The following is a 26,523-nucleotide window of genomic DNA, read 5'->3' as shown; positions in this document are numbered from 1 at the left end:
TCCTGAAGGTCCCCCGGGCAGCGTTACCAGGTCATACCGACGTGGTTGGGCCCAGTGGCCGATGGCTTATGCGAGCACGTGCTCGTAGACGATCGTCAGGCCGATCAGGATCAGGATCACGCCGCCGAGCACTTCAGCCCGCCGCCCGGCCATTGCGCCCAGCGCGCGGCCGAGCATGACGCCGGTCGTCACCATCGCCAGCGTGCACAGGCCGATGACCGCAGCCATCACCACGATATTCACGTCGAGCATCGCCAGGCCGACGCCGACCGCGAGCGCGTCGATGCTGGTCGCAAGGCCGGTGGCGGCAAGGTTCCAGAAACCGTGCCGCGGGAGATCCACTTGCACCGGCGCCGTACGCAGGCCGGCAAGGATCATGTGACCGCCCAGCAGCACCAGCAGGGCCAGCGCGATCCAGTGATCGAAAGCTTCCACCCACGGCAGCGCGCTGCGACCCAGCCACCATCCGACCACCGGCGTGACCGCCTCGATGGCCCCGAAGATCAGGCCCACGCGCAGCGCATCGGGCAGACGCGGCCGGCGCATTCCCGCACCCTTGCCGACCGCCGCGGCAAACGCGTCGGTGGACATGGCAAGGCCGATCAGAAGCATCGTGACAGGGTGCATGCGTCAGGCAGTCGGTTGCGGACACGGCCATGACGGCGCACGGGCGCCGTGGACCGCTGGTCTCGCCAACCCATCACGGCTCCGGTACCACGGCCGAAGGCCGAGCATGTTGATACCGGCGCTTCCTTGCGGAAGCAGGCTACTCCCCAGTGAAGCGCAGGATTCTAGCACCCGGGGCCATGGCCATCAGGCGCGTACGTGCTCCGCGGCCAGTTGCAGGTCATCGAGAAGTTGCCGATGCATCTCCTCGCGCTTCGGATCGCGCGCGCGCAGGATCGCCGACGGGTGCCAGGTCGCGACCACCGTGGTGTCCGACTCACCCAACGGCAGCAGCTGGCCGCGGCCCATAGTCAGGCGGAACGTGTTGCCGAGCAGGGTCTGCCCCGCCATCGCGCCGAGCGCGACGACCATGCGTGGCCGCAGCCGGTCGAGCTCGGCGGCAAGCCACGGTCGACAGGCCGCCTGTTCGCCGGCGGACGCACGCTGGTGCAGGCGCCGCTTGCCGCGGGCCTCGAACTTGAAATGCTTGACCGTGTTGGTCAGGTACAGCCGCGCGGGATCGAGGCCGGCGGCCTCCAGCGCCGCGCGCAGCAGCTGCCCGGCGGGGCCCACGAAGGGCTGACCGGCGAGATCTTCCTGGGCACCGGGCTGTTCGCCCACCAGCATGATCCGCGCACGTGCCGGGCCTGCGCCGAATACCGTCTGCGTTGCCGGGCGCCACAGCGGGCAACGCCGGCACGCGTCCGCAGCGGCACGCAGTTCGGAGAGGCTGCCCGTCGGCACCTCGTCGACCGGCTTGGCGGGGCGGGGCGGTCCGCGACGGCTGGCGGCGCTTGCAGGCATGGCGCCACGCTAGCGGGCATTGCGCGTCCTGCCGGTGAAGTCGGCGGGGCTTTCCGTGCCCTGAAAGCAGAAGACCCCGGCCGTTTCCGGTCGGGGTCCTGCTTGAAGATGGTGGAGGTGGGGGGAATTGAACCCCCGTCCGAAGGCACTCCATCCCCGGCACTACATGCTTAGCGCACCGTTGGATCTCGCCCCGGAACAGCACGGTGCGCGAAGCGCATCCCGGGACCAGCCTGTTGGTTCAACCATGGCGGACAGGCAACCGCCATGGCTGGTTCCTGTGATAATGACCCTACATCCACGAGCACAGGCACAAGTGGGTTCGGGGCTTACGCCTTAAGCGGCGAGAGCGTAGTTGTCGTCGTTGGCAACTAGAGTTTTGCAGCTGGATTTACGAGGAAAGCTACCCCCTCGGCATGCGCCAGGCAATTTCGCGACCCCCGTCGAAGCCAGTGCACCCCCGGGAATGTCGTTTGTCGCCGACATGCGCCAGTATAGGGGCCGCCTGCGCGGACACAAGGCGCGCACGCACGGGGGCGGGGAGGCGTTCATCGAAGGGAACAACAGCTTGATCGGGGATACGGACGGCACAACGGCAAGGCCCCGGGGGCTGCGCGAGGATCCACGGCTTGCGGTGGCGGCGGCGCTGGTGGTGTTGCTGGCCGCGCTGTCGCTGGTGCTGCTGTACGCACGCTCCGAGCATGCGCGCGACCGCGACTCGCGCAAGGCGCACATGGCCGAAGAAACCACCCAGGTGCTCGACCTGATGTCGCAGCGGCTGCTGGCCTACGAGCTCAGTACGCGCGGTGGTGCCTCGCTGTTCGCCTCGGTCGAGCGGCCCACTGCGCAGCAATGGCGGAGCTACGTCGACGGCCTGCAGATCGGGCGCCGCGCCGGGCCCAACGCGCTGGGCTACGGGGCCTACATTCCCGGCGATCGCCTGCGCGAGTTCCAGCTCGAACGCCGCAGTGATGGCAATGGCCTGTTCGAACTGCATCCGCGCGGCGTGCGCGAAGCCTACGGGCCGGTGGTCTATGTGGAGCCGCGACGGCCGGAGCATGACGGCATCGACGGCTTCGACATGCTGTCGGAGCCGGCGCGCCGGGTGGCGATGGAAGCCGCGCGCGACAGTGGCGAGTCGCGGCTGACCGGGAAGCTGGTCCTGCAACGCAGGTTCGACGACACCCCGCAGGGCGCGATCCTGTACACCCCGGTATACCGCGGTGGCGTGCTGCCGGCGTCGGTGGAGGCGCGCCGTGCGGCATTGCGCGGATGGACCTACGCACCGTTGCGGATGCAGGACTTCATGCCGCAGTCGCTGGCCACGCTGCCGCGCACGATGTCGATCCGGATCACCGACATCACCCACGGCGAGGCCGCGGAAATGTATGTCGATCCAGACTTCGCCAGGGCCGCGGCCGCCGACCATCGCGACCGCCACAGTGTCATCCAGGAATTCTACGGCCGCACCTGGCGGATCGAGTTCATCGCACTGGAGCCGTCCAGCGGCCCCTCGCCGGCGCGGGCCACGATGATCGTGGGACTGCTGGCGGCCCTGCTGCTGGCGGCGGTGACGTGGTCGCTGGCGCGTACCGGCGTGCACGCCCGCCAGCTCGCTGCGCGGATGAGCGAGTCCTACCGGCGCAGTGAATCCCGGTTCCGCAGCGCGATGGTGTACTCGCCGGTCGGCAAGGCGCTGCTCGACGAGGATGACCGCGTCGTCGATGCCAACCTCGCCCTGGCCGCCATCGTCGGCATGCCGCTGGAGCAGCTGATCGGGGCCGACATGGGCGGCTTCTTCGTCGACGGACGCGATGCCGACGAGGTGGACAGCGAGGAAGCCGGCGCACACGCACGCGATGGCGTGTACCGGGCCAGCAGGATCCTGCGCCGCAGCGATGGCAGCCGGCGCCGCGTGCGCATGTTCACCGCGCCTGTCCCCGGCGAGGCCGGCGACGAAGTCGTGCGACTGGTGCAGATCGACGATGTCACCGAGTGGTACCGCGCCGAGGAACGCGTGCGCGCATTGAACCGCACGCTCGAGGCACGGGTGGCGGCGCGTACGCAGGAACTGGAGCGGGCGAATCTCGAACTCGAGGCGTTCTCCTACAGCGTGTCGCATGACCTGCGCGCACCGCTGCGCACGATCGACGGGTTCTCGCGCCTGCTCAACGAACGCTACAGCGCGGTGATCGACGATACCGGCCGCGATTACCTCTCGCGTATCCGCGCGGCCACGTCGCGCATGGATGCGCTGATCGACGCGTTGCTGCAGATGGCGCGGCTGTCGCGCGCCAAGGTGCATCGCCGCGAACTCGACCTCGCCGCGATCGCCCGGCAGGCGATCGCGGACCTGCGGCTGGCCGATCCGGAGCGCGAGGTCGACGTCGACATCGCCGACGGGCTTGTCGCGCACGGGGACCCGGCTCTGATCGCCAACCTGCTGCAGAACCTGCTCGGCAATGCCTGGAAGTTCACCGGTGGTCGCGATGGCGCACGGATCGAGGTTGGCCGCCGGCAGCGCCCCGATGGCGTGGAGGCATTCTTCGTGCGCGACAACGGGGCCGGATTCTCCCAGGACTACGCGTCCAAGCTGTTCCGGCCGTTCCAGCGCCTGCATGCGCAGCACGAGTTCCCCGGCCACGGCATCGGCCTGGCCTCGGTCAAGCGGATCGTCGAACGCCACGGTGGCGAGGTCTGGGCCGAAGGCCGCGAAGGCGAGGGCGCCTGCTTCTGGTTCACGCTGCCGGAGCAGCCCGACGACGACAGTGAGACCGCCTGACGTCCGGGACCGCGACGCCGGTGGGGCCGGTCAGGCGTCCTTGTTGTGCCGGCGCAGCACGCGCTGCTTCTCGCGGTTCCAGTCGCGTTCGCGCTCGGTATCGCGCTTGTCGTGCTTCTGCTTGCCCTTGGCCAGCGCGAGTTCGACCTTCACCTTGTTGCGCTTCCAGTACAGCGAGGTCGGCACGATGGTGTAGCCGTCGCGCTCGACCTTGCCGATGAACGTGTCGATCTCGCGCCGGTGCATCAGCAGCTTGCGGGTACGGCGCGAATCGGCGACCACGTGGGTGGACGCCGAGATCAGCGGAGTGATCTGCGCGCCGAACAGGAAGATCTCGCCATTGCGGACGATCGCGTACGCCTCGGTGATGTTGGCACGGCCGGCGCGGATGGCCTTCAGTTCCCAGCCCTGCAATGCGATGCCCGCCTCGACGCGCTGTTCGAGGTGGTATTCGTGGCGCGCGCGCTTGTTCAACGCGATGATCGCACCGATTGTCTTATCCTTGTCCGCCTGCTTGCCCATCCCGGCATTGTCCCCGAAATACGGCAGGCGTGGACACACCCGCAGCAAAGAGGTTCCATGCCCAAGATCCAACGCAGTGCCCTGGTGGAGCATTCCGTCACGCGGATGTTCGAGCTGGTCCGTGACGTCGACGCCTATCCCCGCCGCTTCGCGTGGTGCGAACGCGCCGAGGTGATGGAATCCACCGCTGACCGCCAGCTTGCCCGGCTCGACCTCGGCTTCGGCGCGCTGCGCACCTGGTTCACCACCGAAAACACACTGGACGCCCCGCATCGCATCGACATGCAGCTGCGCGACGGGCCGTTCCGCCGGCTCGATGGGCGCTGGGACTTCCATGCGATCGACGAAGCCGCCAGTCGGGTCACGCTGACGCTCGATTTCGAGCCGCGCACCCGCCTGCTGTTGCCGGCGATGACGATCGGATTCCAGGGCCTCGCCGACCGCATGGTCGACGATTTCGTGCGCGTCGCCGACCGCGAAGCATGAGCGCAGGCACCATCCGGGTCTCGGTGGTGCTGGCCTGGCCGCGCCACTTCGAGGCGGTGGAACTGCAGCTGCTGGCAGGCGCGCGGGTGGCCGATGCCATTGCCGCCAGCGGGTTGCCGCTCGATGGCATCGATGGCCAGGCGGTCTTCGGCGAACGGGCCGAGCCCGACGCCCCGCTTGCGGACGGCGACCGCATCGAACTGCTGCGGCCACTCGTGGCCGATCCCAAGGACGCGCGCCGGCGGCGCGCAGGCGAACGCGCACAAAAGAAATGACCGGCACATGGCCGGTCATCGGGTGTCAGTCATGCACCGCTGCGCGGATCAGCGGCGGCCGCGCTCGCGGGGCAGGTTGCCGAACTTGCGCATTTCCGCGGCGAGTTCCTCGTTCTGCTCCGGGAAGTATTCGCCTTCCCAGCGCGTCAGCCGGTCGCTTTCGAACCACAGCGTGAGGTTCTTGATGTCGGTGCGGCCCAGGCGGTTGTTGCGCTGGGTGGCGGTGTAGTCCCAGCGCTGGTGGTGGAACGGGTCTGCGATGGACGGGGTGCCCAGCAGGCCGACGACCTGCTGCTTGCTCATGCCGGCCTGCAGCTGCTCGACCGCTTCGGGTTCCACGAGGCTGCCCTGGTAGATCGGCTGCTTGTAGACGATGCCGCAGCCCGACAGGATGCCGGCGACGAGGAGGGGAACGAGGAGTCTGCGCATGGGGCCATCGGTGGTCGGGAACATGCCGATGATACACTCCGGCCGATTGCAGCAACCGTTCCGGACCGCTTTGCCCTGTTCGATGCGGCCGACAGGAGACGACATGGAATCCTTCGACCTTCGCAAGGCCGGTCTAAAGGTCACGCATCCCCGAATGCGGATCCTGCAGCTGCTGGAGCAGAAGACGCCGCACCAGCACATGACCGCGGAAGGCATCTACCGCCAGTTGCTCGACCAGGGCGACGAGATCGGCCTGGCCACGGTGTACCGCGTGCTGACCCAGTTCGAGGCCGCGGGGCTGGTGATCAAGCACAACTTCGAGGGCGGCCATGCGCTCTACGAACTCGACCGTGGCGACCACCACTACCACATGGTCGACATGAGCAGCGGGCTGATCACCGAATTCGAGAGCCCGGAAATCGTCGCCCTGCTCAACCGCATCGCCGACGAGCACGGCTATGTGCTCGACGAGCATTCGCTGGTGCTGTACGTGCGCAAGAAGCGCCTCTAGAAGCCGGCTTCGGGGAGCCCATCGCTCCCTCAGGATTCACACACGGTTCGGCGACACGACTCCCGCCCGGCACGCTCGCCCCTCTCCCGCCTGCGGGGGAGGGGATGGGGTGGGCACCTTCTTCCGCAAGCAGGAGAAGTCGGGCATGTCTCCTGTCAGCCACACCTCAGGCCACGTCCGCCAGCAGGCGCCGCGCCGCCGCCATTGCTTCGCGGCTGACCTCGACGCCGCCCAGCATCCGCGCCAGTTCCTCCTGCCGCTGGCGCTCGTCGAGGCGGTTGACCTCGCTCTCGGTCTCTTCGCCGCGGGTGCGCTTGCTCACCCGGTAGTGCGCATGGCCCTGCGCCGCCACCTGCGGCAGATGGGTCACGCACAGCACCTGGCGCGATGCGCCCAGCGCGCGCAGCTTGCGGCCGACGATCGCCGCCACCGCGCCGCCGATGCCGGAGTCGACTTCGTCGAAGACCATCGTCGGCACCGCGTCCAGGCCCAGCGCGGCGACCTCGATCGCCAGCGAAATCCGCGACAGCTCGCCGCCGGAAGCCACCTTGCGCAGCGGCCGCGGCGGCTGGCCGGCATTGGCCGCGACCAGGAATTCCACGCGCTCGGCGCCCAGCGGGTCGGGGCGGCCGCCCGGCTGCGGCTCCAGTGCGATCTCGAAGCGGCCGCCGCCCATGCCGAGCTCATCGATCAGCGTGGTGGTGTCGGCAGAGAGCCGTGCCGCCGCCGACGCGCGGGCGCGGGTCAGGTCGGCGGCCGCCGCCGTCCACGCGGCGCTGGCGGCATCGATCTCGCCATCCAGCCGCTGCAGGCGGATGCCGGCGTCGGCCAGTTCCTCCAGTTCGGTGGCGATGCGATCGCGCAGGGCTTCGAGGGCATCCGGGGCCACCCTGTGCTTGCGGGCGAGGTCGTGGATGCGGGCGAGGCCGCGCTCGAGCTCGGCGTAGCGCTCCGGGTCGATGTCGAGATCGTCGCGCACCCGCTGCAGCAGCAGCTGCGCCTCGTCGAGCTGGATCGTTGCCGCCTCGAGCATCGCGTCCACCTCGGCCAGGCGTGGCTCGTCGCGATGCAGGCGTGCGAGCTCGCCGCGCAGCCGCTGCACGCGTCCGGTCACGGCGTCGTCCTCGCCAAGCCCCGCCAGCACCGTTTCGCAGGCGGCGATCAGGCCGGCGGCATTGGCCTGGCGGCGGTGTGCGGCATCGAGTTCGGCGAGGGAGGCGGCATCCAGCGGTTCGCGTTCGAGTTCCGCGAGCTGGTGGGCCAGCCAGTCACGCCGCTCGCCGGGGTCGCCCAGGCCCGCAAGGCGGTCGCGCTCGTCGAGCAGTGCCGACCAGGTGCGCGCGGCCTCGGCCACCGCCTGCAGTGCGCCGGCATGGCGGCCATAGGCATCGAGCAGGGCGAGCTGCGCGCCACGTGACAACAGCGCCTGGTGCTCGTGCTGGCCATGGATCTCGACGAGGTGACCCGCCAGCGCGGCCAGCTGCCCGAGCGTGGCCGGGCGGCCGTTGATCCATGCCCGCGAACCGCCATCGGCGCGCAGCGTGCGCCGCAGCTGGCAGGCATCGCCATCGTCGAATTCCTCGGCGATCAGCCAGGCGCGCGCGCCGGCCGCATCGGCGAGGTCGAAGCTGGCGGTGAGTTCGGCGCGGTCGGCGCCATGTCGCACCATGCCGCTGTCGGCGCGCAACCCGGACAGGAACCCGAGCGCATCGACGAGCAGGGACTTGCCGGCGCCGGTTTCGCCGGAGATCACGGTGAGGCCGGCACCGAACTCCAGCTCGCTGGCGGTGGCGACGGCGAAATTGCGGATGGCGAGGTGGGTCAGCATGCGCGGATTGTGCAGGGCGGGAGGGTTGCGGCCAACAATCTCGGCGATCAGCGGCGCAGCGGCTGAGACGCGCTTGCGTGGGCGCGGGGTGCGCCGTATACCGGGGCCATGAGCCGCAAGCACACGCCCCCGTCCGAACTCGATGCCCGTTCACGGCATCTGCTGCGCACATTGATCGCCCGCCATATCGAGAACGGCGAGCCGGTCGGGTCGCAGACGCTGGCCCGCCACGCCGGGCTGGACGTGAGCCCGGCGACGATCCGCAACATCCTCTCCGACCTCGAGGACAGCGGCCTGCTGACCGCGCCGCATACCTCCGCCGGGCGCGTGCCCACCGCGCAGGGCTACCGGGTGTTCGTCGATTCACTGCTGCAGCTGCGGCCGCTGCCCGAGCACGAGGTCACCCACCTGCGCGAACAGCTGCCCGCCGGCGGTGGCACCCAGTCGCTGCTGGGCAGCGCGTCGGAGCTGGTGTCGGCGATGACCCGCTTCATGGGCGTGGTCAGCGTGCCGCGGCGCGAGCAGTTCGCCTTCCGCTACATCGACTTCGTTGCCGTCGACAGCCAGCGGGTGATGGCAATCCTGGTGTTCGCGGACAACGAGGTGCAGAACCGCCTGATCCAGGTGCGCCGGCCCTACGAGGCGTCGGAACTGGAGCAGGTGGCCAACTACCTCAACGTCAACTTCGCCGGTCGCGCGGTGGCCGACATCCGCGCCACGCTGCTGCGCGAGATGCAGCTCACGCGCAGCCAGATGGAGAGCCTGATGGCGCGCACCGTCGAGCTTGCCGAGCAGGCCCTCGCCCCGGAGGAGGGCGACGACATGCTGATGGCCGGGCAGGCCCGGTTGATCGGGGTGCAGGACCTCTCGGATCTCGACCGCCTCCGCGAGCTGTTCGATACCTTTTCGCGCAAGCGCGAGATCCTGCAGTTGCTCGAGCGCACCGTGCGCGCGCCCGGGGTGCGGGTATTCATCGGCGAGGAAACCGGGCTGGCCCCTCTGGAAGGGGTATCGCTGGTGACCGCGCCGTACGCGGCCGACGGGCGCGTGCTCGGGGTGCTGGGGGTGATCGGGCCGACGCGGATGGCCTACGACCGCATCGTGCCGGTGGTGCAGGCCACCGCGGAAGCACTGGGTGCGGCGCTGGAGCGCGGTGGCAGGTCGCCGTAGCGGGGGCTGCGGGACGGCACCGACACACGATTGCAGGCGGACGGCACTTGAATCCGCGCCGGGCAACCCCATTGCTCCGGCCAGCGGCGGCCAGTCGACCGCCACGGACATGGAAATGACCCACGAGAGCCACCCCGACACTCCCGACCCCACGATGCAGCCGCAGGACGACGCGTCGGCATCGCCGCAGGCCCTGCTCGAAGAACAGGTGCAGCTGCTGCAGGCCGAACTCGAGCAGCTGCGTGCGCAGTCCCTGATCGAGCGCGCGGACCTCGAGAACCAGCGCAAGCGCATGGCGCGCGAGGTCGAAGCGGCCCGCCGCTTCGCCAACGAACGCCTGCTGGGCGATCTGCTGCCGGTGTTCGACAGCCTGGATGCAGGCCTGGCCGCGGCCGGCGCCGACAGCAGCCCGCTGCGCGAGGGCCTGGAACTGACGCTGCGCCAGCTGCTCAAGGTGGCCGGCGACAACGGCCTGCAGGTCGTTGCGCCAGCGGGGCAGCCGTTCGACCCGGAACGCCACCAGGCGATCAGCCAGACCGACGCCGGCGAAGTGCCTCCGGGCCACGTCGCCCAGGTGTTCCAGAAGGGCTACGTGCTCAACGAGCGCCTGCTGCGCCCCGCGCTCGTCGTGGTGGCCAGGGACTGACGCCGGCGCGCCTGCGCATCGCGGTGGCCGCTTGAACGGCACACCGCCGCCCCCAGATATCACGCATCGGCGGCCGCGTGCCGCCCCCAGACACATCGAATACGGATCCAGAGGGAACCACTCATGGCAAAGATCATCGGCATCGACCTCGGCACGACCAATTCGTGCGTGGCGATCATGGACGGCGGCAAGGCCAAGGTCATCGAGAACAGCGAGGGCGATCGCACCACGCCTTCGATCGTCGCCTACACAAAGGATGGCGAGGTACTGGTCGGCGCATCCGCCAAGCGCCAGGCCGTCACCAATCCGCACAACACCTTCTTCGCGGTCAAGCGCCTGATCGGGCGCAAGTTCACCGATGCCGAAGTGCAGAAGGACATCGGCCTGGTGCCGTACAAGATCGTCCAGCACGACAACGGCGACGCCTGGGTGGCCACCAACGACGGCAACAAGCTGTCGGCGCAGGAGATCTCCGCGCGCATCCTGGAGAAGATGAAGAAGACCGCCGAGGACTACCTGGGCGAGAAGGTCACCGAGGCCGTGATCACGGTGCCGGCGTACTTCAACGACTCGCAGCGCCAGGCCACCAAGGACGCCGGCCGCATCGCCGGTCTGGACGTCAAGCGCATCATCAACGAGCCGACCGCGGCCGCGCTGGCCTATGGCCTCGACAAGGCCGGCGGCGACCGCAAGATCGCCGTGTACGACCTCGGCGGCGGCACCTTCGACGTGTCGATCATCGAGATCGCCGAGGTCGACGGCGAGAAGCAGTTCGAGGTGCTGGCCACCAACGGCGACACCTTCCTGGGCGGCGAGGACTTCGACAAGCGCGTCATCGACTACCTCGTCGAGGAGTTCCAGAAGGACCAGGGGATCGACCTGCGCAAGGATCCGCTGGCCCTGCAGCGCCTGAAGGATGCGGCCGAGCGCGCCAAGATCGAGCTGTCCTCCGCGCAGCAGACCGAGGTCAATCTGCCGTACGTCACCGCCGATGCGTCGGGTCCCAAGCACCTCAACATCAAGCTGACCCGGGCCAAGCTCGAGGCGCTGGTCGAGGACCTGATCCGCAAGTCGATCGAGCCCTGCCGCACCGCGCTCAACGATGCCGGTCTGCGTGCGTCCGACGTCAACGAGGTGATCCTCGTCGGCGGCCAGACCCGCATGCCGAAGGTGCAGCAGGCGGTGGCCGAGTTCTTCGGCAAGGAGCCGCGCAAGGACGTCAACCCCGACGAGGCCGTGGCACTGGGCGCGGCGATCCAGGGCGGCGTGCTGGCCGGCGACGTCAAGGACGTGCTGCTGCTCGACGTGACCCCGCTGAGCCTGGGCATCGAGACCCTGGGCGGCGTGTTCACCAAGATCATCGAGAAGAACACCACGATCCCGACCAAGGCATCGCAGACGTTCTCGACCGCCGAGGACAACCAGTCCGCGGTGACCGTGCACGTGCTGCAGGGCGAGCGCGAGCAGGCCCGCTACAACAAGTCGCTGGCCAAGTTCGACCTCACCGGCATCGACCCGGCGCCGCGTGGCATGCCGCAGGTCGAGGTGTCGTTCGACATCGACGCCAACGGCATCGTGCACGTCACCGCGAAGGACAAGAAGACCGGCAAGGAGCAGAAGGTCGAGATCAAGGCCGGCTCGGGGCTGTCGGACGACGAGATCCAGCGGATGGTCGCCGACGCCGAGGCGCACCGCGAGGACGACAAGAAGTTCCAGGAACTGGTCGGCGCCCGCAACCAGGCCGATGCGCTGGTGCACGGCACCCGCAGCGCGATCAAGGACAACGGCGACAAGGTGCCGGGTGACGTGATCGGCCGCGTCGAGGCCGCGATCGCCGAGGTCGAGACCGCGATGAAGGGCGACGACAAGGCCCAGATCGAGGCCAAGACCAAGGCGCTCGAAGAGACCGCACAGGCACTGTTCGCCGCGGTTGCGGCGGCCCAGCAGGGCGGCGATGCCGGCCCGCAGGCCGGTGGCGGCGCGCCGTCGAACGACGACGTGGTGGACGCGGAGTTCACCGAGGTCAAGGACGACGAGCGCAAGTGACGGTCATCCGCCACGGCTGAGTCCAGGGAACGGGGCCGAGGCCCCGTTCCTTCGCCGGCCGGTGGCATTCCGGTGGCGATGCACGCACGTCCACGCAACACCCAATCCAGACGACGAATCCCCGCCCGATGAAACGCGATTACTACGAAGTCCTGGGCGTGGCCCGCACCGCAAGCGAAGAGGAACTCAAGAAGGCCTACCGCCGCAGCGCCATGAAGCACCACCCGGACCGCAATCCGGGCGATGCCGCCGCCGAGGCGGCCTTCAAGGAGTGCAAGGAGGCCTACGAGGTCCTGTCCGACGGCGGCAAGCGCCGCCTGTACGACCAGTACGGCCATTCCGCGTTCGAGCACGGCATGGGCGGCGGCAACGCCGGGCCGGGCGGCTTCGGCGGCCCCGACATGGGCGACATCTTCGGCGACATCTTCGGCAATATCTTCGGTGGGGGTGCCGGTGGGCGCGGTGGCCCGCGCCGGGGCGCCGACATCGGCTACGTGCTCGAACTCGACCTGCGCGAAGCGGTCAACGGCGTCGAGAAGCGCATCGAGGTGCCCACCCTGGCCGGCTGCGACAGCTGCGACGGCAGCGGGTCGGAAGACGGCAGGATCGACACCTGCTCGACCTGCCACGGCCGCGGCCAGGTGCGCATGCAGCGCGGCATCTTCACCATGCAGCAGGCCTGCCCGCACTGCGGCGGCCGCGGACAGAGCATCGTCAACCCGTGCCGGACCTGCCATGGCGCAGGGCGGGTGGAGGAGGAAAAGGTCCTGTCGGTGAAGATCCCGGCAGGCGTGGACACCGGCGATCGCATCCGCCTGTCGGGCGAGGGCGAGGCCGGGCCCGCGGGTTCACCGCCGGGCGATCTCTATGTCGAGGTGCGGGTACGTCCGCACGAGATCTTCCAGCGCGATGGCGACGACCTGCACTGCGAGGTACCGATCCGTATCTCGCAGGCGGCACTCGGCGACGTGGTGCGCGTGCCGACGCTCGATGGTGAAGCCGAGATCCGCATCCCGGCCGAAACCCAGACCGGCAAGGTGTTCCGCCTGCGCGACCAGGGCGTCAAGTCGGTGCGCAGCCGCCATCCCGGCGATCTCTACTGCAAGGTCGTCATCGAAACCCCGGTCAACCTCACCGCCGAGCAGCGCACGCTGCTCGAGCAGTTCGAGGCCACCTTCAGCGGCGACGGCGCACGCCGCCACTCGCCCAAGTCGAGCACCTTCGTCGACGGTGTACGCAGCTTCTGGGACCGGATGACGTCGCCCTGAGCCGGTCGCGGCAACATGATGTCCCGGACGCCGCGAGCAATCGCGGCGTTCCGCTTTCCGGTGCCACGACCTCGCAGCGGCGTCCCGCGAGGGTTGCCGTCCCAGCGGCCGTGGCGCAGCCTATGCGGCCTCCCGAGACGACTCCACCTGATGATGTCGAAGCCTCTCCGACTGCTGATCCATGGCGCCAACGGTCGCATGGGGCAGGCGCTGCTGCGCCTTGCTGCCGGACGCGACGACCTGCAGGTCGTCGGCGCGGTGTCGCGACGGGTGGAGCAGCGCGTGCAGGATGGCGTGCCACGATTCGCGTCGCGCGAGCTTGCCGGCGTGCCGGCCTTCGACGTGGCAGTCGATTTCAGCCTGCCTGAAGGCTTCGACGGCGTGCTGGCGCACTGCGTGTCGCGCGGCGCGGCGTTCGTATCGGGGACCACCGGCGTGACCGACGCCCAGCTTGCCGCGCTCGACCGCGCGGCGGAGCGGATCCCTGTGTTGTGGGCGGCGAACTTCAGCCTGGGCGTGACGGTGCTCAACCTGCTGGTCGAGCGCGCCGCCCGCGACCTCGCCGACTGGGACTGCGACATCCTCGAACTCCACCACATCCACAAGCGCGATGCGCCGTCGGGCACCGCGCTGGCACTGGGTGCGGCGGCGGAGCAGGGCGGGGCGACGCCGCGCTATGCGAGCGTGCGCGCCGGCGACATCGTCGGCGAACACACCGTGCAGTTCGCCGGCATCGGTGAGCGCATCGAGCTGGTGCACCGTGCCACCAGCCGCGACGTGTTCGCGCAGGGGGCGCTGACGGCCGCGTCGCGGATGGCCAGGCGTGCGCCCGGACGCTACGGCATGCGCGATCTGCTGGCCGCGGGCTGAACACGACGCAGGCGATGGGCCGGTGCGGACGCGCAATGGCGCCATTCCCGTCTTTGCGATGCATTGCGGCCGTTTCCTTTTGCCCCCCCCGGCCGGTAAAATTCCCGCTCGCCTGAACCCCACCGCCCCGGACTGGCCAAGCGCCACGTCCGCGGATTTTTGCGGCCCGTCGACAGCGAACGCTCTCCGTGACTGGAAGCGGGCCTGGCGGTGCAGGATCTCCTCCACACTGGGCGACCGCCGTGACCCAACCCGCAATCCTCGTACTTGAAGACGGTACCGTCTTCGAGGGCATTTCCGTAGGCGCCGCTGGCCTCTCCGTTGGCGAGGTGGTGTTCAACACCGCCATGACCGGTTACCAGGAAGTGGTGACCGACCCGTCGTACGCACGCCAGATCGTCACCCTGACCTACCCGCATATCGGCAACACCGGTGCCACCGACGAGGATGACGAGGCCGGGAAGGTCTGGTCCGCGGGCCTGATCGTGCGCGACGTGCCGCGCCGCCCGTCGAGCTGGCGCAGCCAGGTACCGCTGCCGGAGTGGCTGGCCGCGCGCGGCGTGGTCGCGATCGCCGGCATCGACACCCGCAAGCTCACGCGCATCCTGCGCGAGCGCGGTGCCCAGAACGGTGCACTGCTGGCCGGTGCTGCTTCTATCGGGCAAGCCGACGTCGAGCGTGCACTCGAGGCGGCACGCAAGTTCCCCGGCCTCAAGGGCATGGACCTGGCGAAGGAGGTCAGCGTCGCCGAGGCGTACGCGTGGAACGAGGGCCAGCTCGATCTCGACCGCAACACCTTCACCACGCCCAAGGCCCGGTTCAAGGTCGTCGCCTACGACTTCGGCGTGAAGCGCAACATCCTGCGCCTGCTGGCCGAGGCCGGCTGCGAAGTGACCGTGGTCCCGGCGCGCACGCCTGCCGCCGACGTGCTGGCGATGCGGCCCGACGGTGTCTTCATGTCGAACGGTCCGGGCGACCCGGCACCGTGCGATTACGCGATCACCGCGATTCGCGAGTTCGTCGCCCGGCGCGTGCCGCTGTTCGGCATCTGCCTGGGCCACCAGCTGCTGGCGCTGGCCGCGGGCGGCGGCACGGTGAAGATGGCCAACGGCCACCACGGTGCCAACCACCCGGTGCAGGACCTCGATACCGGGCGGGTGATGATCACCTCGCAGAACCACGGGTTCGCGGTCGACGAATCGACACTGCCGGCCAATGTGCGCGTGACCCACCGGTCGCTGTTCGACGGCACCAACCAGGGCATCGAGCTGACCGACGCACCCGCCTTCTCGTTCCAGGGCCACCCGGAGGCCTCGCCCGGCCCCCACGACGTAGCCCCGCTGTTCGACCGTTTCGTGGCGCTGATGGAGAGCCGCTGACATGCCAAAGCGCACCGATATCCAGACCATTCTCATCATCGGCGCCGGCCCGATCGTCATCGGCCAGGCCTGCGAGTTCGACTACTCCGGCGCACAGGCGTGCAAGGCGCTGCGCGAGGAAGGCTTCCGCGTGGTGCTGGTGAACTCCAACCCGGCCACGATCATGACCGACCCCGATACGGCGGACGCGGTCTATATCGAGCCGATCAACTGGCAGACGGTCGAGAAGATCATCGAGAAGGAGCGCCCGGATGCGCTGCTGCCGACGATGGGCGGGCAGACCGCGCTTAACTGCGCGCTCGACCTCGCCGACAACGGCGTGCTGGAGAAGTACGGCGTCGAGCTGATCGGCGCGAAGCGCGAGGCCATCATGATGGCCGAGGACCGCGAGCTGTTCCGCGTGGCGATGCAGGAGATCGGCCTCGAGTGCCCGAAGGCCGCGGTCGCCAGGACCTTCGAGGAAGCCGTCGAGATCCAGGCCACGGTGGGCTATCCGACCATCATCCGCCCGAGCTTCACGCTGGGCGGTAGCGGCGGCGGCATCGCCTACAACCGCGAGGAGTTCGAGGAGATCGTCAAGCGCGGCCTCGAGCTGTCGCCGACCAGCGAAGTGCTGGTGGAAGAGTCGGTGCTGGGCTGGAAGGAGTTCGAGATGGAGGTGGTCCGCGACACCGCGGACAACTGCATCATCGTGTGCTCGATCGAGAACCTCGACCCGATGGGCGTGCACACCGGCGACTCGATCACCGTGGCCCCGGCGCAGACCCTCACCGACCGCGAATACCAGCGGCTGCGCAATGCATCGATTGCGGTGCTGCGCAAGATTGGGGTGGACACCGGCGGCTCCAACGTGCAGTTCGGCATCAACGCGCAGACCGGGCGCGTGGTGGTCATCGAGATGAACCCGCGGGTGTCGCGCTCGTCGGCGCTGGCATCCAAGGCGACGGGCTTCCCGATCGCCAAGGTCGCGGCCAAGCTCGCGGTCGGCTACACGCTCGACGAGTTGAAGAACGAGATCACCGGCGGGAAGACCCCGGCGTCGTTCGAGCCGTCGATCGACTACGTGGTCACCAAGATCCCGCGGTTCGCGTTCGAGAAGTTCCCCCAGGCCGATGCACGCCTGACCACGCAGATGAAGTCGGTGGGCGAGGTGATGGCGATGGGCCGCACCTTCCAGGAATCGCTGCAGAAGGCGCTGCGCGGGCTGGAGACCGGCAAGGTCGGCCTCGACCCGACCGGGCTGGATCTGGGCAGCGAGGACGGCATGATCGCGCTGCGCCGCGAGCTCAAGGAGCCGGGCCCGGAGCGCATGTTCCACCTGGGCGATGCGTTCCGCGCCGGCATGAGCGTCGAGGACGTGCATGCGCTGTCGTTCGTCGATCCATGGTTCCTCGACCAGATCGAGGACATCATCGCCGCCGAGACGGCGGTCGCCGCCGATGGCCTGCAGGCGCTGGATGCAGCGCGCATGCGCGAGCTCAAGCGCATGGGCTTTTCCGACGCGCGCCTGGCGCAGCTGACCGGCAGCGACGAGCAGGCGGTGCGTGCACTGCGTCGCGCGTTCGGCATCCGCCCGGTCTACAAGCGCGTCGATTCCTGCGCGGCGGAGTTCGCCACCGGCACCGCCTACCTGTACTCGACCTACGAGGACGAGTGCGAGGCCGAACCGACCACGCGCGACAAGATCATGGTGCTCGGCGGCGGCCCCAATCGCATCGGCCAGGGCATCGAGTTCGACTACTGCTGCGTGCATGCGTCGCTGGCGCTGCGCGAGGACGGGTTCGAGACCATCATGGTCAACTGCAACCCGGAGACGGTCTCCACCGACTACGACACCTCCGACCGCCTGTACTTCGAGCCGCTGACGCTGGAGGACGTGCTGGAGATCGTCGAGGTCGAGAAGCCCAAGGGCGTGATCGTGCAGTACGGCGGACAGACCCCGCTCAAGCTCGCGCGCGCGCTGGAAGCCAACGGCGTGCCGATCATCGGCACCTCGCCGGAGTCGATCGACCTCGCCGAGGACCGCGAGCGCTTCCAGCAGCTGGTCGAGAAACTGGGCCTCCGGCAGCCGCCGAACCGCACCGCGCGCAGCGCCGAGCAGGCGCTGGTGCTCGCCCGCGAGATCGGCTATCCGCTGGTGGTGCGCCCGAGCTATGTGCTCGGCGGCCGCGCGATGGAAGTGGTGCACGCCGATGCCGACCTCGAGCGCTACATGCGCGAAGCGGTCAAGGTCTCCAATGATTCGCCGGTGCTGCTCGACCGCTTCCTCGACAACGCGGTGGAAGTGGATATCGACGTCATCGCCGACGCCGACGGCCAGGTGCTGATTGGCGGGGTGATGGAACACATCGAGGAAGCCGGCGTGCATTCCGGCGACTCGTCGTGTTCGCTGCCGCCGTATTCGCTTTCGGCCGATACCCAGGCGCGCCTGCGTGAGCAGGTGATCGCGCTGGCACGCGCGCTGGAGGTGGTCGGACTGATGAACACCCAGTTCGCGGTGCAGACCAATGGCGATGGCGAGGACACCATCTTCCTGCTGGAAGTGAACCCGCGTGCCTCGCGCACGGTGCCGTTCGTGTCCAAGGCGATCGGCCTGCCGCTGGCCAAGATCGCCGCGCGCTGCATGGCCGGGCGTTCGCTGGCGGAGCAGGGCGTGACCACCGAGATCGTGCCGGACTACTACTCGGTGAAGGAGGCGATCTTCCCGTTCGCGAAGTTCCAGGGCGTCGACCCGATCCTCGGCCCGGAAATGCGTTCCACCGGCGAGGTGATGGGCGTGGGCCGCAGCTTCGGCGCCGCGTTCGCGCGTGCGCAGGAGGCCGCAAGCATCAAGGCGCCGCCGGCCACCGGCAAGGTGTTCGTGTCCGTCCGCGATCCGGACAAGGCGCGCGTGGTGCCGGTGGCGCAGGAACTGGTGCGCCGTGGCTACAGCATCGTCGCCACCCAGGGCACGGCGAAGTGGCTCGACGACAACGGCATCGCCTGCGAACGCATCAACAAGGTCGTCGAGGGCCGCCCGCACGTGGTCGACCTGATCAAGAACGGCGAGATCGTCTATATCGTCAACACCACCGAAGGCAAGCAGGCCATCGCCGACTCGTTCTCGATCCGCCGCGAGGCCCTGCAGCAGCGGGTGACCTACTCGACGACGATTGCCGGCGCCCGGGCGCTGCTGCATTCTCTGGACTATCGCGGCAGTGGCCCGGTGTGGTCGCTGCAGGAACTGCACGAGGAACTGAAGACGCCATGAGAGCTCCCCTCACCGTACAGGGCGCGCAGCGCCTGCGCGCCGAACTCGAACAGCTGAAGTCGGTGCAGCGCCCCGCGGTGATCAATGCGATCGCCGAGGCCCGCGCGCACGGCGACCTCAAGGAGAACGCCGAATACCACGCCGCCCGCGAACAGCAGGGCTTCATCGAGGGCCGCATCAAGCAGCTCGAGGGCGAGCTGTCGCATGCGCAGGTCATCGACGTGGCGGCCCTCAACGCGGGCTCGAAGATCGTGTTCGGTGCGCATGTCGAACTGGAGGACACCGACGGCGGCGAAGTCACCCGCTACCAGATCGTTGGTGACCTCGAAGCCGACATCAAGCAGGGGATGATCGCCATCTCGTCGCCTGTCGCACGTGCGCTGATCGGCAAGCACGAGGGTGACGTGGTCACCATCCAGGCGCCGGGTGGCACGCACGAGTACGAGATCGTCTCCGTCAGCTACGGCTGAGGCGGCGATGCCGGCTCGCCACGCTCTGGTCCACCGCTGATGGCCGCCCGCCCGGGTGTGGCCATGCTGTTGCCTGCGGGCGCCGATTTCGGCGCGCAGCGGCTGCCGGCGGAGGTTGCCGCGATGCTCGGCCGTGCCGATCTCGTTGCCGGCGGCGAAGCCGGCGAGGGCCTGCAACTGCAGCGGCACGTGGATGTGCTGCCGCGCGGCTGGCCGGTGGCGGCGGTGACCCGCCAGCGCGACGCCGGCGACGCCGCCGGTGCCGCCTGGCTGCGCGCGGATCCGGCGTGGATAAGGCCGGACATCAACGGCGCACGCCTGTACGGCCATGGGGAAGCGTTGCAGCTCGATGTCGCCGAGACCGCGGACCTGCTGCGCCCGTTGAAGCCGCTGTTCGGTGACTCCGGCATGCCCATCGATGCGCCGGTACCGGGGCGCTGGTACCTGAGGCTGCCCGAGGGCACGCCGCTGCCGGTGTTCACGCCGCCCGACGAGGCACTCGGCACCGACTTCTTCGACCATCTGGCCGAAGGCGCGGACGCGCGTCGCTGGCGCATGCTGCTCAACGAGGCACAGATCGTCCTGCACAACCATCCGCGCAATGCCGAGCGCGCCGCGCGTGGCTTGCCGCCGGTGAACTCGCTGTGGTTCTGGGGGGGCGGAATGCTGCCGGACCGGGTCGGGGTGCACGCGGCGCAGGTGCTCACCCGCGACGACACCCTGGCGGCCATGGCGGCGGCGGCCGGTGCGCACGTGGCCGAACCCTCCGCGTTCGCGGTGCCCGGATCCGACGCGCTGGTGGACCTGCGCAGCGAACGCGACCTGCGCCAGCTCGCAAACGACTGGCTGGCGCCGGCACTGGACGCGCTGCGCACCGGCGCGATCTCGTCGCTGGTACTCGACCTCGCGGACGGGCAACGGCTCACGGTGCGCCGCTCGCAGCGCTGGCGCGTATGGCGCCGGCCGCGCACCTCGTTGTCATGACCCCCTTGCGCAGGATCCGCCGCCGCGCCGCGGGCGCAAGCGGTGCCTGGCCCGACCACGTGCTGCCGCTGCTGCGTCGGGTGTATGCCGCCCGTGGCGTCGCGGACTTCACCGCCGCGCGTCCGCGCCTGGCCGACCTGCACGCACCCGACACCCTGACCGGCATCGCCGACGCCGCGCGCCTGCTTGCCGACGCAATCGCCGCAGGGCGGCGGATCGTGGTAGTCGGGGACTTCGATTGCGACGGCGCCACCGCCTGTGCGGTCGCTGTGCGTGGCCTGCGCATGCTGGGCGCGCGCGAGGTGCTGCATGCGGTGCCCAACCGCATCGTCCACGGCTACGGGCTGTCACCAGGCCTGGTCGACGAACTGGCGGCGCTCGGGCCGGAGCTGCTGGTCACCGTCGACCATGGCATCGCCTGCCATGCCGGGATCGCCGCGGCGAAGGCGCGCGGCTGGCAGGTGCTGGTGACCGACCACCACCTGCCGGGGCCATCGCTGCCACCGGCCGACGTCATCGTCGATCCGAACCTGCCTGGCGACATGTTTCCGTCGAAGACGCTGGCGGGTGTCGGCGTGATCTTCTACGTGCTGCTGGCGCTGCGCGGCGTGCTGCGTGCGCGCGGCGCGTTCGTGGATGCCGGGCCGGACCTGCGCGTGCTGCTGGATCTGGTCGCGGTCGGCACCGTCGCCGACCTGGTGGCGCTGGATGCCAACAACCGGGCGCTGGTGGCCGCCGGCCTGCAGCGGCTGCGCGCAGGCCAGGGCTGTGCCGGGCTGCAGGCGCTGGCGCGGGTGGCGGGGCGCGAGGTGTCGCGGCTGACCGCCGCCGACATCGGCTATGCGATCGGCCCGCGGCTCAATGCCGCCGGCCGGCTGGAGGACATGTCGATCGGCATCGAGTGCCTGCTCACCGACGATGCGGCCCGCGCGCGCGAGCTCGCCCAGCTGCTGGACCGCATCAATGCCGAACGCCGCGGTGTCCAGCAGACCATGGTGGACGAGGCCGAGGCGGCGCTGACCGGTCGCGCGCTCGACAGCGTCGTCAGCGCGGGCGATCCCGCGGTGGTCCTGTTCGACCCCGAGTGGCATCCCGGCGTGGTCGGGCTGGTGGCCTCGAAGCTCAAGGAACGCCTGCACCGACCGGTGGTGGCGTTCGCACCGGCGGAGCCGGGCAGCCGCCAGTTGCGAGGCTCGGCACGGTCGATTCCAGGCTTCCATATCCGCGACGCGTTGGCCGCGGTCGATGCCGCACGCCCCGGCCTGATCGGGCGCTTCGGCGGACATGCGATGGCCGCCGGGCTCAGCCTCGATCTCGATGCGCTTGCCGATTTCGAGCAGGCTTTCCGGGCGCACGCTGCCGGCGCGCTGGATGCGGCGCTGCTGCAGGCGGTGATCGACAGCGATGGCGAACTTGCCGCGCACGAATTCGACCATGCGCATGCCCAGGCGCTGCGCGATGGCGGGCCCTGGGGGCAGGCGTTCCCGGAGCCCCTGTTCGACGGCGGTTTCGAACTGCTGGATGTCCGCTGCGTCGGGCAGCGCCACCTGCGGCTGCGTCTGCGGGTGCCCGAGCGCCGCGAGCCGCTGGATGCCATCCAGTTCGGCGGCTGGGAGGCACGTCCCGACACGTCCCGCGTGCATCTCGCCTACCGGCTCGCCCCGGACGACTACCGGGGCAACGGCGCCGTGCAGCTGGTGGTGGAGCACCTCGAACCGGCCTGACGTCGCACGCACGACCGTGGCCCGGGCCGCGTGAAGGCGCATACTTCGCCTGTTCATGTCGGTGCCACCGGTGCCGGCTTCCACAGGCAGAAGGACACGGAATGATCAGGAAGGGTTTGGCACTGGCCGTCGGTATTTCGCTTTCGGGCTTCGCAGGGATGTCGGCCGCTGCCGGCCCCGCCCCCGCATCACTGGCGGTCGGCCAGCAGGTGCGCGGAGAGATCACCACCGCCGATGCGCTGAACTGGCGCGACGGCACCCGCAGCAAGCTGTACTCGATCAGCCTGACACCGGGGCAGGGCGTCGAGTTCGCGGTGGACGGGCCGCTGCGCGCACAGCTGACGCTGTTCTCCGACAACCAGCTGCTGCAGACATCGTCATCGGAGCGCGAGGCCACCAGCATGTCGGTGCGGGCTCCCGAAGCCGGGCGCTACCTGTTGGCGGTGAGCGGCCGCGACGCATCGTCCTACGGGCCCTACACGCTGCGGGTGTCGCCGCTGGTGCTCTACGACGGCAGCGAGATCCACGCCGGCGCGACGATCACCGACTGGGCCGACAGCGCCCGTCGCATCCCGCTCGTCATCGAGCGCGATGCGGTGTACGCGGTGCGCATGGATTCCGACGAGTTCGACACACTGCTGAAGCTGGAAGGCAACGGCGTATCGCTGTCCAACGATGACGCCGAAGGCAGCAACTCGCTGGTGACCGCGCGGCTGGCGCCGGGCCGCTATACCGTGATCGCGGATGGCTACGGCGGCTCGATCCAGGGCCAGTACCGGTTGGCGGTGAGCGAGCGGCAACTGCCGGCCGGCGTCACCCTGGCCATCGACGGCGTGCTGCAGCCCGGCACCGACGTCACCGCGCTGCACCAGGGTGCGCAGGTGGCCTACCGCCTGCAGGTGCCGTCGCGCCAGCTGGCCACGGTCACCATGCGCAGCAGCGAATTCGACTCCATGCTCGCGCTCGAAGGCGAGACCGTGCTGCTGCACGACGACGACTCCGGTGGCGGCCTCGACGCACGCATCGTCTCGGTGCTCGAGCCCGGCGAGTACAGCGTGCGTGCGTCCTCCTACAACGACGGCGCAGGCCTGTTCACGCTGTCGGCGGAGTTCGCCGATGTGCCGGACGATATCGGTGGCGGCACGCTCGCCATCGGGCAGCCGCGCGACGCGCGCCTGATGGCCGGCGCCACCGACCGCTACAGCGTGCGGATTCCGCGCAACGGCAGCTATCGCATCGAGATGCAGTCGGCCGATGGCATCGACAGTCATCTGCGCCTGCTGCGCGATGGCGAGCCGGTGGCGCAGGATGACGACAGCGGCGGCGGGCTGGATGCGCGCATCGACGAGACGCTGCAGGCGGGCGACTACATCCTGGAGGCGAGCTCGGTGGTGGGCCGTTCCGACGGGCGCTACCGCATCGGCATCCAGCGCCGCTGAGCGGGGCTGGCCGCCGCGCCCGCGGGACGCGGCGGCCAACCCGGGGCGATGCATGCACCTGGCGCGCGGGCTGCGCCGTGCAGGACGTGCTTGATAGAATGCCGGCCTTTACCGGAAGGCGACCGCCTCATGATGGAACTCAATCCCCTCCGCCAGCGCATCGCCGACCTCCAGGGTCGGCTGGAAGCGCTGAGGGGGTTTCTTTGACTACGATGCCAAGCGCGAGCGTCTCGAGGAAGTAGAACGCGAACTCGAGGATCCACGGATCTGGGACGATCCCGGCCGTGCACAGGCCCTGGGCCGCGAGCGCTCCCTGCTCGACAAGACCGTCAATGGCATCCGCGGCCTGCTCGAGGGTCTGGAAGGCGCCGCCGAGCTTCTGGAGATGGCCGAAGCCGAGAACGACGAGGACACCGTGCAGGCGGTGACCGCCGACGTCGAACGCTACGGCGGTGACGTGGACAAGCTGGAGTTCCAGCGCATGTTCTCCGGCGAGATGGACAATGCCAGCGCGTTCGTCGACATCCAGGCCGGTGCCGGTGGCACCGAGGCGCAGGACTGGGCGGAGATCCTGCTGCGCATGTACCTGCGCTGGGCGGAGAACCGTGGCTGGAAGACCGAGCTCCTGGAGGTTTCCGGTGGCGAAGTGGCCGGTATCAAGTCGGCGACGTTCCGCGTGGAAGGCGACTTCGCCTACGGCTGGTTCAAGACCGAGACCGGCGTGCACCGGCTGGTGCGCAAGTCGCCGTTCGACTCCGACAACCGCCGCCATACCAGCTTCACGTCGGTGTTCGTGGCACCGGAGATCGACGACAACATCGACATCGAGATCAACCCGGCCGACCTCCGGACCGACGTCTACCGCTCGTCCGGCGCGGGTGGCCAGCACGTCAACAAGACCGAGTCGGCGGTGCGCATCACCCATGTGCCCACGGGCGTGGTGGTGGCCTGCCAGACCGAGCGCAGCCAGCACGCGAACCGCGACCGCGCGATGAAGATGCTGGCCGCGCGTCTCTACGAGCTCGAACTGCAGAAGCGCAATGCCGAAAAGGACGCGGTGGAAGCCACCAAGTCCGACGTCGGCTGGGGCAGCCAGATCCGCAACTACGTGCTCGACCAGTCGCGTATCAAGGACCTGCGCACCGGTGTGGAGCGCAGTGATACCCAGAAGGTGCTCGACGGCGATCTCGACGAATTCGTCGAGGCCAGCCTGAAGGCCGGCCTGCAGGTCGGCGCGAAACGCAGCGACGCTGCATAGGGTCACGGGCCGCGCCGGTCGCGGCCCGACATCCATATCCACCGCGGATGGACGCGGGGCAGCACGGATGAAGCCGGAAGTGCGCTGGCGCAGGTGCCGGCGTACTTTCCACGGATCACTCTCGAACCCATCTGGCTCCGCGTCCATCCGCGGCACGCGCCAGCCCCCGGAACACCCCCAATGACCGCTTCCACGCCCGAAACCCCCGCGCACGACGAGAACCACCTGATCGCCGAGCGCCGCGCCAAACTGGCCGCGTTGCGTGCGCAGGGCGTCGCGTATCCCAACGATTTCCGGCGCGCGGATTACGCGGGCGACCTGCAGGCGGAGTTCGCCGACACCGGGGCCTGGGGGGCGGAGGCGCTCGAGGCCCTGCCGCGGCGCGTGGCGATGGCCGGCCGGCTGATGGCCAAGCGGGTGATGGGCAAGGCCAGCTTCGCGCAGCTCATGGACGAGTCCGGGCGCATCCAGCTGTTCCTGCAGTCCAACACGCTAGGCGAGGCCTATGACGCGTTCAGGACGTTCGACATCGGCGACATCGTCGCCGTCGAAGGCGGGTTGACCCGCACGCGCACCGGCGAGCTGTCGGTCAAGGCGACGTCGCTGCGCCTGCTGGTGAAGTCGCTGCGCCCGCTGCCCGACAAGTGGCATGGCCTGAGTGACGTCGAGCAACGCTACCGCCAGCGCTACGTCGACCTCGTGGTGACGCCGGAAGCGCGCGAGGTGTTCGTCAAGCGCAGCCGCATCATCCGTGCGATCCGCGCGTGGCTCGACGAGCGCCGTTTCCTCGAAGTGGAAACGCCGATGATGCATTACATCCCCGGCGGTGCGACGGCGAAGCCGTTCGTGACCCACCACAACGCGCTCGACCTCGAGCTGTACCTGCGCGTGGCACCCGAGCTGTACCTGAAGCGGCTGGTGGTCGGTGGCTTCGAGCGCGTGTACGAGATCAACCGCAACTTCCGCAACGAGGGGGTGTCGACCCGGCACAACCCCGAGTTCACCATGCTCGAGCTCTACGAGGCCTATGCCACGTACGACGAGGTGATGGACCTCACCGAGGCGCTGATCCGCGAGACCGCGCGCAGCGTGCTCGGCACCACCACGGTGGAATGGGATGGCGCGGCGATCGATCTTGAACCGACGTTCCGTCGCTGGCGCATGGACGAAGCGGTGCGCCACCACAACCCCGACATCACCGTTGCGGACTGCACCGACCGCGATGCGCTGCTGCACCATTGCGAGCGGCTGAAGATCCGCGTCAAGCCGTCGTGGGGCTGGGGCAAGCTGCTGCTGGAGATCTTCGAGGCGACCGTCGAGCACACCCTGGTGCAGCCGACCTTCATCACCGACCACCCGGTCGAGGTGTCACCACTGGCGCGCGCCAGCGACAGCGAGCCCGGCTACACCGACCGCTTCGAGCTGTTCGTCAACGGTCGTGAGCTGGCCAATGGCTTCTCCGAGCTCAACGACCCGGAGGACCAGGCCGCGCGCTTCCAGGCGCAGCTGACGGCCAAGGAGGGCGGCGACGACGAGGCGATGCACTACGACGCCGACTACATCCGTGCGCTGGAATACGGGATGGCGCCCACGGGCGGACTGGGGGTGGGCATCGACCGGCTGGTGATGCTGCTGACCGGGGTGAATTCGATCCGTGACGTGCTGCTGTTTCCCTACATGCGGCCGGAGGCCGGCGAGGGCCGCGGCTGAACCGGC

The 26,523-nt window shown here is 69.2% G+C and carries 22 protein-coding genes, 1 other RNA gene and 1 riboswitch; of the genes, 17 read left to right on the top strand and 6 right to left on the bottom strand.

The annotated features are described in order from the left end of the window. Positions 1–66: 66 nt before the first annotated feature. The 3 genes from ERL55_RS08010 to ssrA all read right to left on the bottom strand — a co-directional run bounded on the left by ERL55_RS08010 (position 67) and on the right by ssrA (position 1,932). Positions 67–627 carry a manganese efflux pump MntP family protein gene (locus ERL55_RS08010; RefSeq protein ID WP_129135948.1) on the bottom strand — a complete coding sequence of 187 codons (561 nt, stop codon included), beginning with the start codon at positions 625–627 and terminating at the stop codon, positions 67–69. Between the two features lie 26 nt (positions 628–653). Beyond that, a riboswitch (yybP-ykoY riboswitch) is annotated at positions 654–787 on the bottom strand. A 26-nt stretch (positions 788–813) separates the two neighbouring features. Further along, positions 814–1,470, bottom strand: coding sequence for a UdgX family uracil-DNA binding protein (locus tag ERL55_RS08005; protein WP_129135947.1), 657 nt, complete (start codon positions 1,468–1,470; stop codon positions 814–816). 109 nt (positions 1,471–1,579) lie between these two features. Continuing rightward, positions 1,580–1,932, bottom strand: a transfer-messenger RNA (tmRNA) gene (gene ssrA, locus ERL55_RS08000). Positions 1,933–2,038: 106 nt separating this feature from the next. Between ssrA and ERL55_RS07995 the strand changes: the two genes are divergently transcribed. Further along, on the top strand, positions 2,039–4,252 hold the full coding sequence (locus ERL55_RS07995) for a CHASE domain-containing protein (RefSeq protein ID WP_164972151.1): 2,214 nt from the start codon (positions 2,039–2,041) through the stop codon (positions 4,250–4,252). Between the two features lie 30 nt (positions 4,253–4,282). Here ERL55_RS07995 and smpB read toward each other — a convergent pair whose 3' ends face one another. Continuing rightward, positions 4,283–4,774, bottom strand: a complete 492-nt coding sequence (smpB, locus tag ERL55_RS07990) for an SsrA-binding protein SmpB (protein ID WP_129135945.1) — start codon at positions 4,772–4,774, stop codon at positions 4,283–4,285. A gap of 57 nt (positions 4,775–4,831) precedes the next feature. On the opposite strand from smpB, the gene ERL55_RS07985 reads away from it, so the two are divergent. Together ERL55_RS07985 and ERL55_RS07980 are read left to right on the top strand one after the other, a co-directional pair. Continuing rightward, positions 4,832–5,260, top strand: a complete 429-nt coding sequence (locus ERL55_RS07985; protein ID WP_129135944.1) for an SRPBCC family protein — start codon at positions 4,832–4,834, stop codon at positions 5,258–5,260. Continuing rightward, on the top strand, positions 5,257–5,535 hold the full coding sequence (locus ERL55_RS07980; protein ID WP_164972150.1) for an RnfH family protein: 279 nt from the start codon (positions 5,257–5,259) through the stop codon (positions 5,533–5,535). The genes ERL55_RS07985 and ERL55_RS07980 overlap by 4 nt, the downstream gene beginning before the upstream one ends. A gap of 48 nt (positions 5,536–5,583) precedes the next feature. Here the strand turns inward: ERL55_RS07980 and bamE are convergent, their stop codons facing one another. Continuing rightward, complete coding sequence (bamE, locus tag ERL55_RS07975; RefSeq protein ID WP_129135943.1) at positions 5,584–5,964, bottom strand: outer membrane protein assembly factor BamE; 381 nt, start codon at positions 5,962–5,964, stop codon at positions 5,584–5,586. A 103-nt stretch (positions 5,965–6,067) separates the two neighbouring features. Between bamE and ERL55_RS07970 the strand changes: the two genes are divergently transcribed. Continuing rightward, positions 6,068–6,475: a Fur family transcriptional regulator gene (locus ERL55_RS07970; RefSeq protein ID WP_129135942.1), complete on the top strand. Its 408-nt coding sequence runs from the start codon at positions 6,068–6,070 to the stop codon at positions 6,473–6,475. A gap of 166 nt (positions 6,476–6,641) precedes the next feature. On the opposite strand, the gene recN is transcribed toward ERL55_RS07970, so the two are convergent. Further along, positions 6,642–8,303, bottom strand: coding sequence for a DNA repair protein RecN (gene recN / locus ERL55_RS07965; protein ID WP_129135941.1), 1,662 nt, complete (start codon positions 8,301–8,303; stop codon positions 6,642–6,644). Positions 8,304–8,411: 108 nt separating this feature from the next. Between recN and hrcA the strand changes: the two genes are divergently transcribed. The 13 genes from hrcA to lysS all read left to right on the top strand — a co-directional run bounded on the left by hrcA (position 8,412) and on the right by lysS (position 26,517). After that, positions 8,412–9,473 (top strand): heat-inducible transcriptional repressor HrcA, encoded by a 1,062-nt coding sequence (gene hrcA / locus ERL55_RS07960; protein WP_129135940.1) that lies wholly within the window; start codon positions 8,412–8,414, stop codon positions 9,471–9,473. 154 nt (positions 9,474–9,627) lie between these two features. Next, complete coding sequence (gene grpE / locus ERL55_RS07955; protein ID WP_129137272.1) at positions 9,628–10,119, top strand: nucleotide exchange factor GrpE; 492 nt, start codon at positions 9,628–9,630, stop codon at positions 10,117–10,119. A 123-nt stretch (positions 10,120–10,242) separates the two neighbouring features. Beyond that, positions 10,243–12,165: a molecular chaperone DnaK gene (gene dnaK, locus ERL55_RS07950; RefSeq protein ID WP_129135939.1), complete on the top strand. Its 1,923-nt coding sequence runs from the start codon at positions 10,243–10,245 to the stop codon at positions 12,163–12,165. 128 nt (positions 12,166–12,293) lie between these two features. Further along, a complete protein-coding gene (dnaJ, locus tag ERL55_RS07945; protein WP_129135938.1) occupies positions 12,294–13,433 on the top strand; it encodes a molecular chaperone DnaJ in 1,140 nt (379 codons plus the stop codon). 150 nt (positions 13,434–13,583) lie between these two features. Further along, positions 13,584–14,303, top strand: coding sequence for a 4-hydroxy-tetrahydrodipicolinate reductase (gene dapB, locus ERL55_RS07940; protein WP_129135937.1), 720 nt, complete (start codon positions 13,584–13,586; stop codon positions 14,301–14,303). Positions 14,304–14,545: 242 nt separating this feature from the next. Then, positions 14,546–15,682 (top strand): glutamine-hydrolyzing carbamoyl-phosphate synthase small subunit, encoded by a 1,137-nt coding sequence (gene carA, locus ERL55_RS07935; protein ID WP_129135936.1) that lies wholly within the window; start codon positions 14,546–14,548, stop codon positions 15,680–15,682. Between the two features lies 1 nt (position 15,683). Continuing rightward, positions 15,684–18,932 carry a carbamoyl-phosphate synthase large subunit gene (gene carB, locus ERL55_RS07930; protein WP_129135935.1) on the top strand — a complete coding sequence of 1,083 codons (3,249 nt, stop codon included), beginning with the start codon at positions 15,684–15,686 and terminating at the stop codon, positions 18,930–18,932. Then, positions 18,929–19,402 (top strand): transcription elongation factor GreA, encoded by a 474-nt coding sequence (gene greA, locus ERL55_RS07925; RefSeq protein ID WP_129135934.1) that lies wholly within the window; start codon positions 18,929–18,931, stop codon positions 19,400–19,402. The genes carB and greA overlap by 4 nt, the downstream gene beginning before the upstream one ends. A 63-nt stretch (positions 19,403–19,465) precedes the next feature. After that, the gene (locus tag ERL55_RS07920) at positions 19,466–20,386 is read left to right on the top strand and encodes a phosphoglycerate mutase (RefSeq protein WP_129137271.1); all 921 of its coding nucleotides are present in this window, start codon (positions 19,466–19,468) and stop codon (positions 20,384–20,386) included. Beyond that, entirely contained in the window at positions 20,383–22,110 is a 1,728-nt protein-coding gene (recJ, locus tag ERL55_RS07915; RefSeq protein WP_129135933.1) for a single-stranded-DNA-specific exonuclease RecJ, read from the top strand. Before ERL55_RS07920 ends, recJ begins: the two co-directional genes overlap by 4 nt. 101 nt (positions 22,111–22,211) lie before the next feature. Then, on the top strand, positions 22,212–23,549 hold the full coding sequence (locus tag ERL55_RS07910; RefSeq protein WP_129135932.1) for a hypothetical protein: 1,338 nt from the start codon (positions 22,212–22,214) through the stop codon (positions 23,547–23,549). A gap of 129 nt (positions 23,550–23,678) precedes the next feature. Further along, a protein-coding gene (gene prfB, locus ERL55_RS07905) for a peptide chain release factor 2 (protein WP_129135931.1) occupies positions 23,679–24,807 on the top strand; the annotation gives its coding sequence in 2 pieces (ribosomal slippage) (positions 23,679–23,753 and positions 23,755–24,807; 1,128 coding nt in all). A 180-nt stretch (positions 24,808–24,987) separates the two neighbouring features. Then, the gene (gene lysS / locus ERL55_RS07900; RefSeq protein ID WP_129135930.1) at positions 24,988–26,517 is read left to right on the top strand and encodes a lysine--tRNA ligase; all 1,530 of its coding nucleotides are present in this window, start codon (positions 24,988–24,990) and stop codon (positions 26,515–26,517) included. Positions 26,518–26,523: the final 6 nt, after the last annotated feature.

The sequence above is a fragment of the Luteimonas sp. YGD11-2 genome (genome assembly GCF_004118975.1).
Taxonomy (GTDB): Bacteria; Pseudomonadota; Gammaproteobacteria; order Xanthomonadales; family Xanthomonadaceae; genus Luteimonas; species Luteimonas muca.
Note: the sequence above shows the minus strand (reverse complement) of the source record. Positions and strands in the feature narration are given on the sequence as shown.

What these genes read in the sequence shown, in the direction of transcription:
- ERL55_RS08010 (WP_129135948.1), bottom strand. Translation starts at nt 627, where the DNA reads ATGCACCCTGTCACGATGCTTCTGATCGGCCTTGCCATGTCCACCGAC.
- ERL55_RS08005 (WP_129135947.1), bottom strand. Translation starts at nt 1,470, where the DNA reads ATGCCTGCAAGCGCCGCCAGCCGTCGCGGACCGCCCCGCCCCGCCAAG.
- smpB (WP_129135945.1), bottom strand. Translation starts at nt 4,774, where the DNA reads ATGGGCAAGCAGGCGGACAAGGATAAGACAATCGGTGCGATCATCGCG.
- ERL55_RS07985 (WP_129135944.1), top strand. Translation starts at nt 4,832, where the DNA reads ATGCCCAAGATCCAACGCAGTGCCCTGGTGGAGCATTCCGTCACGCGG.
- ERL55_RS07980 (WP_164972150.1), top strand. Translation starts at nt 5,257, where the DNA reads ATGAGCGCAGGCACCATCCGGGTCTCGGTGGTGCTGGCCTGGCCGCGC.
- bamE (WP_129135943.1), bottom strand. Translation starts at nt 5,964, where the DNA reads ATGCGCAGACTCCTCGTTCCCCTCCTCGTCGCCGGCATCCTGTCGGGC.
- ERL55_RS07970 (WP_129135942.1), top strand. Translation starts at nt 6,068, where the DNA reads ATGGAATCCTTCGACCTTCGCAAGGCCGGTCTAAAGGTCACGCATCCC.
- recN (WP_129135941.1), bottom strand. Translation starts at nt 8,303, where the DNA reads ATGCTGACCCACCTCGCCATCCGCAATTTCGCCGTCGCCACCGCCAGC.
- hrcA (WP_129135940.1), top strand. Translation starts at nt 8,412, where the DNA reads ATGAGCCGCAAGCACACGCCCCCGTCCGAACTCGATGCCCGTTCACGG.
- grpE (WP_129137272.1), top strand. Translation starts at nt 9,628, where the DNA reads ATGCAGCCGCAGGACGACGCGTCGGCATCGCCGCAGGCCCTGCTCGAA.
- dnaK (WP_129135939.1), top strand. Translation starts at nt 10,243, where the DNA reads ATGGCAAAGATCATCGGCATCGACCTCGGCACGACCAATTCGTGCGTG.
- dnaJ (WP_129135938.1), top strand. Translation starts at nt 12,294, where the DNA reads ATGAAACGCGATTACTACGAAGTCCTGGGCGTGGCCCGCACCGCAAGC.
- dapB (WP_129135937.1), top strand. Translation starts at nt 13,584, where the DNA reads ATGATGTCGAAGCCTCTCCGACTGCTGATCCATGGCGCCAACGGTCGC.
- carB (WP_129135935.1), top strand. Translation starts at nt 15,684, where the DNA reads ATGCCAAAGCGCACCGATATCCAGACCATTCTCATCATCGGCGCCGGC.
- greA (WP_129135934.1), top strand. Translation starts at nt 18,929, where the DNA reads ATGAGAGCTCCCCTCACCGTACAGGGCGCGCAGCGCCTGCGCGCCGAA.
- ERL55_RS07920 (WP_129137271.1), top strand. Translation starts at nt 19,466, where the DNA reads ATGCTGTTGCCTGCGGGCGCCGATTTCGGCGCGCAGCGGCTGCCGGCG.
- recJ (WP_129135933.1), top strand. Translation starts at nt 20,383, where the DNA reads ATGACCCCCTTGCGCAGGATCCGCCGCCGCGCCGCGGGCGCAAGCGGT.
- ERL55_RS07910 (WP_129135932.1), top strand. Translation starts at nt 22,212, where the DNA reads ATGATCAGGAAGGGTTTGGCACTGGCCGTCGGTATTTCGCTTTCGGGC.
- lysS (WP_129135930.1), top strand. Translation starts at nt 24,988, where the DNA reads ATGACCGCTTCCACGCCCGAAACCCCCGCGCACGACGAGAACCACCTG.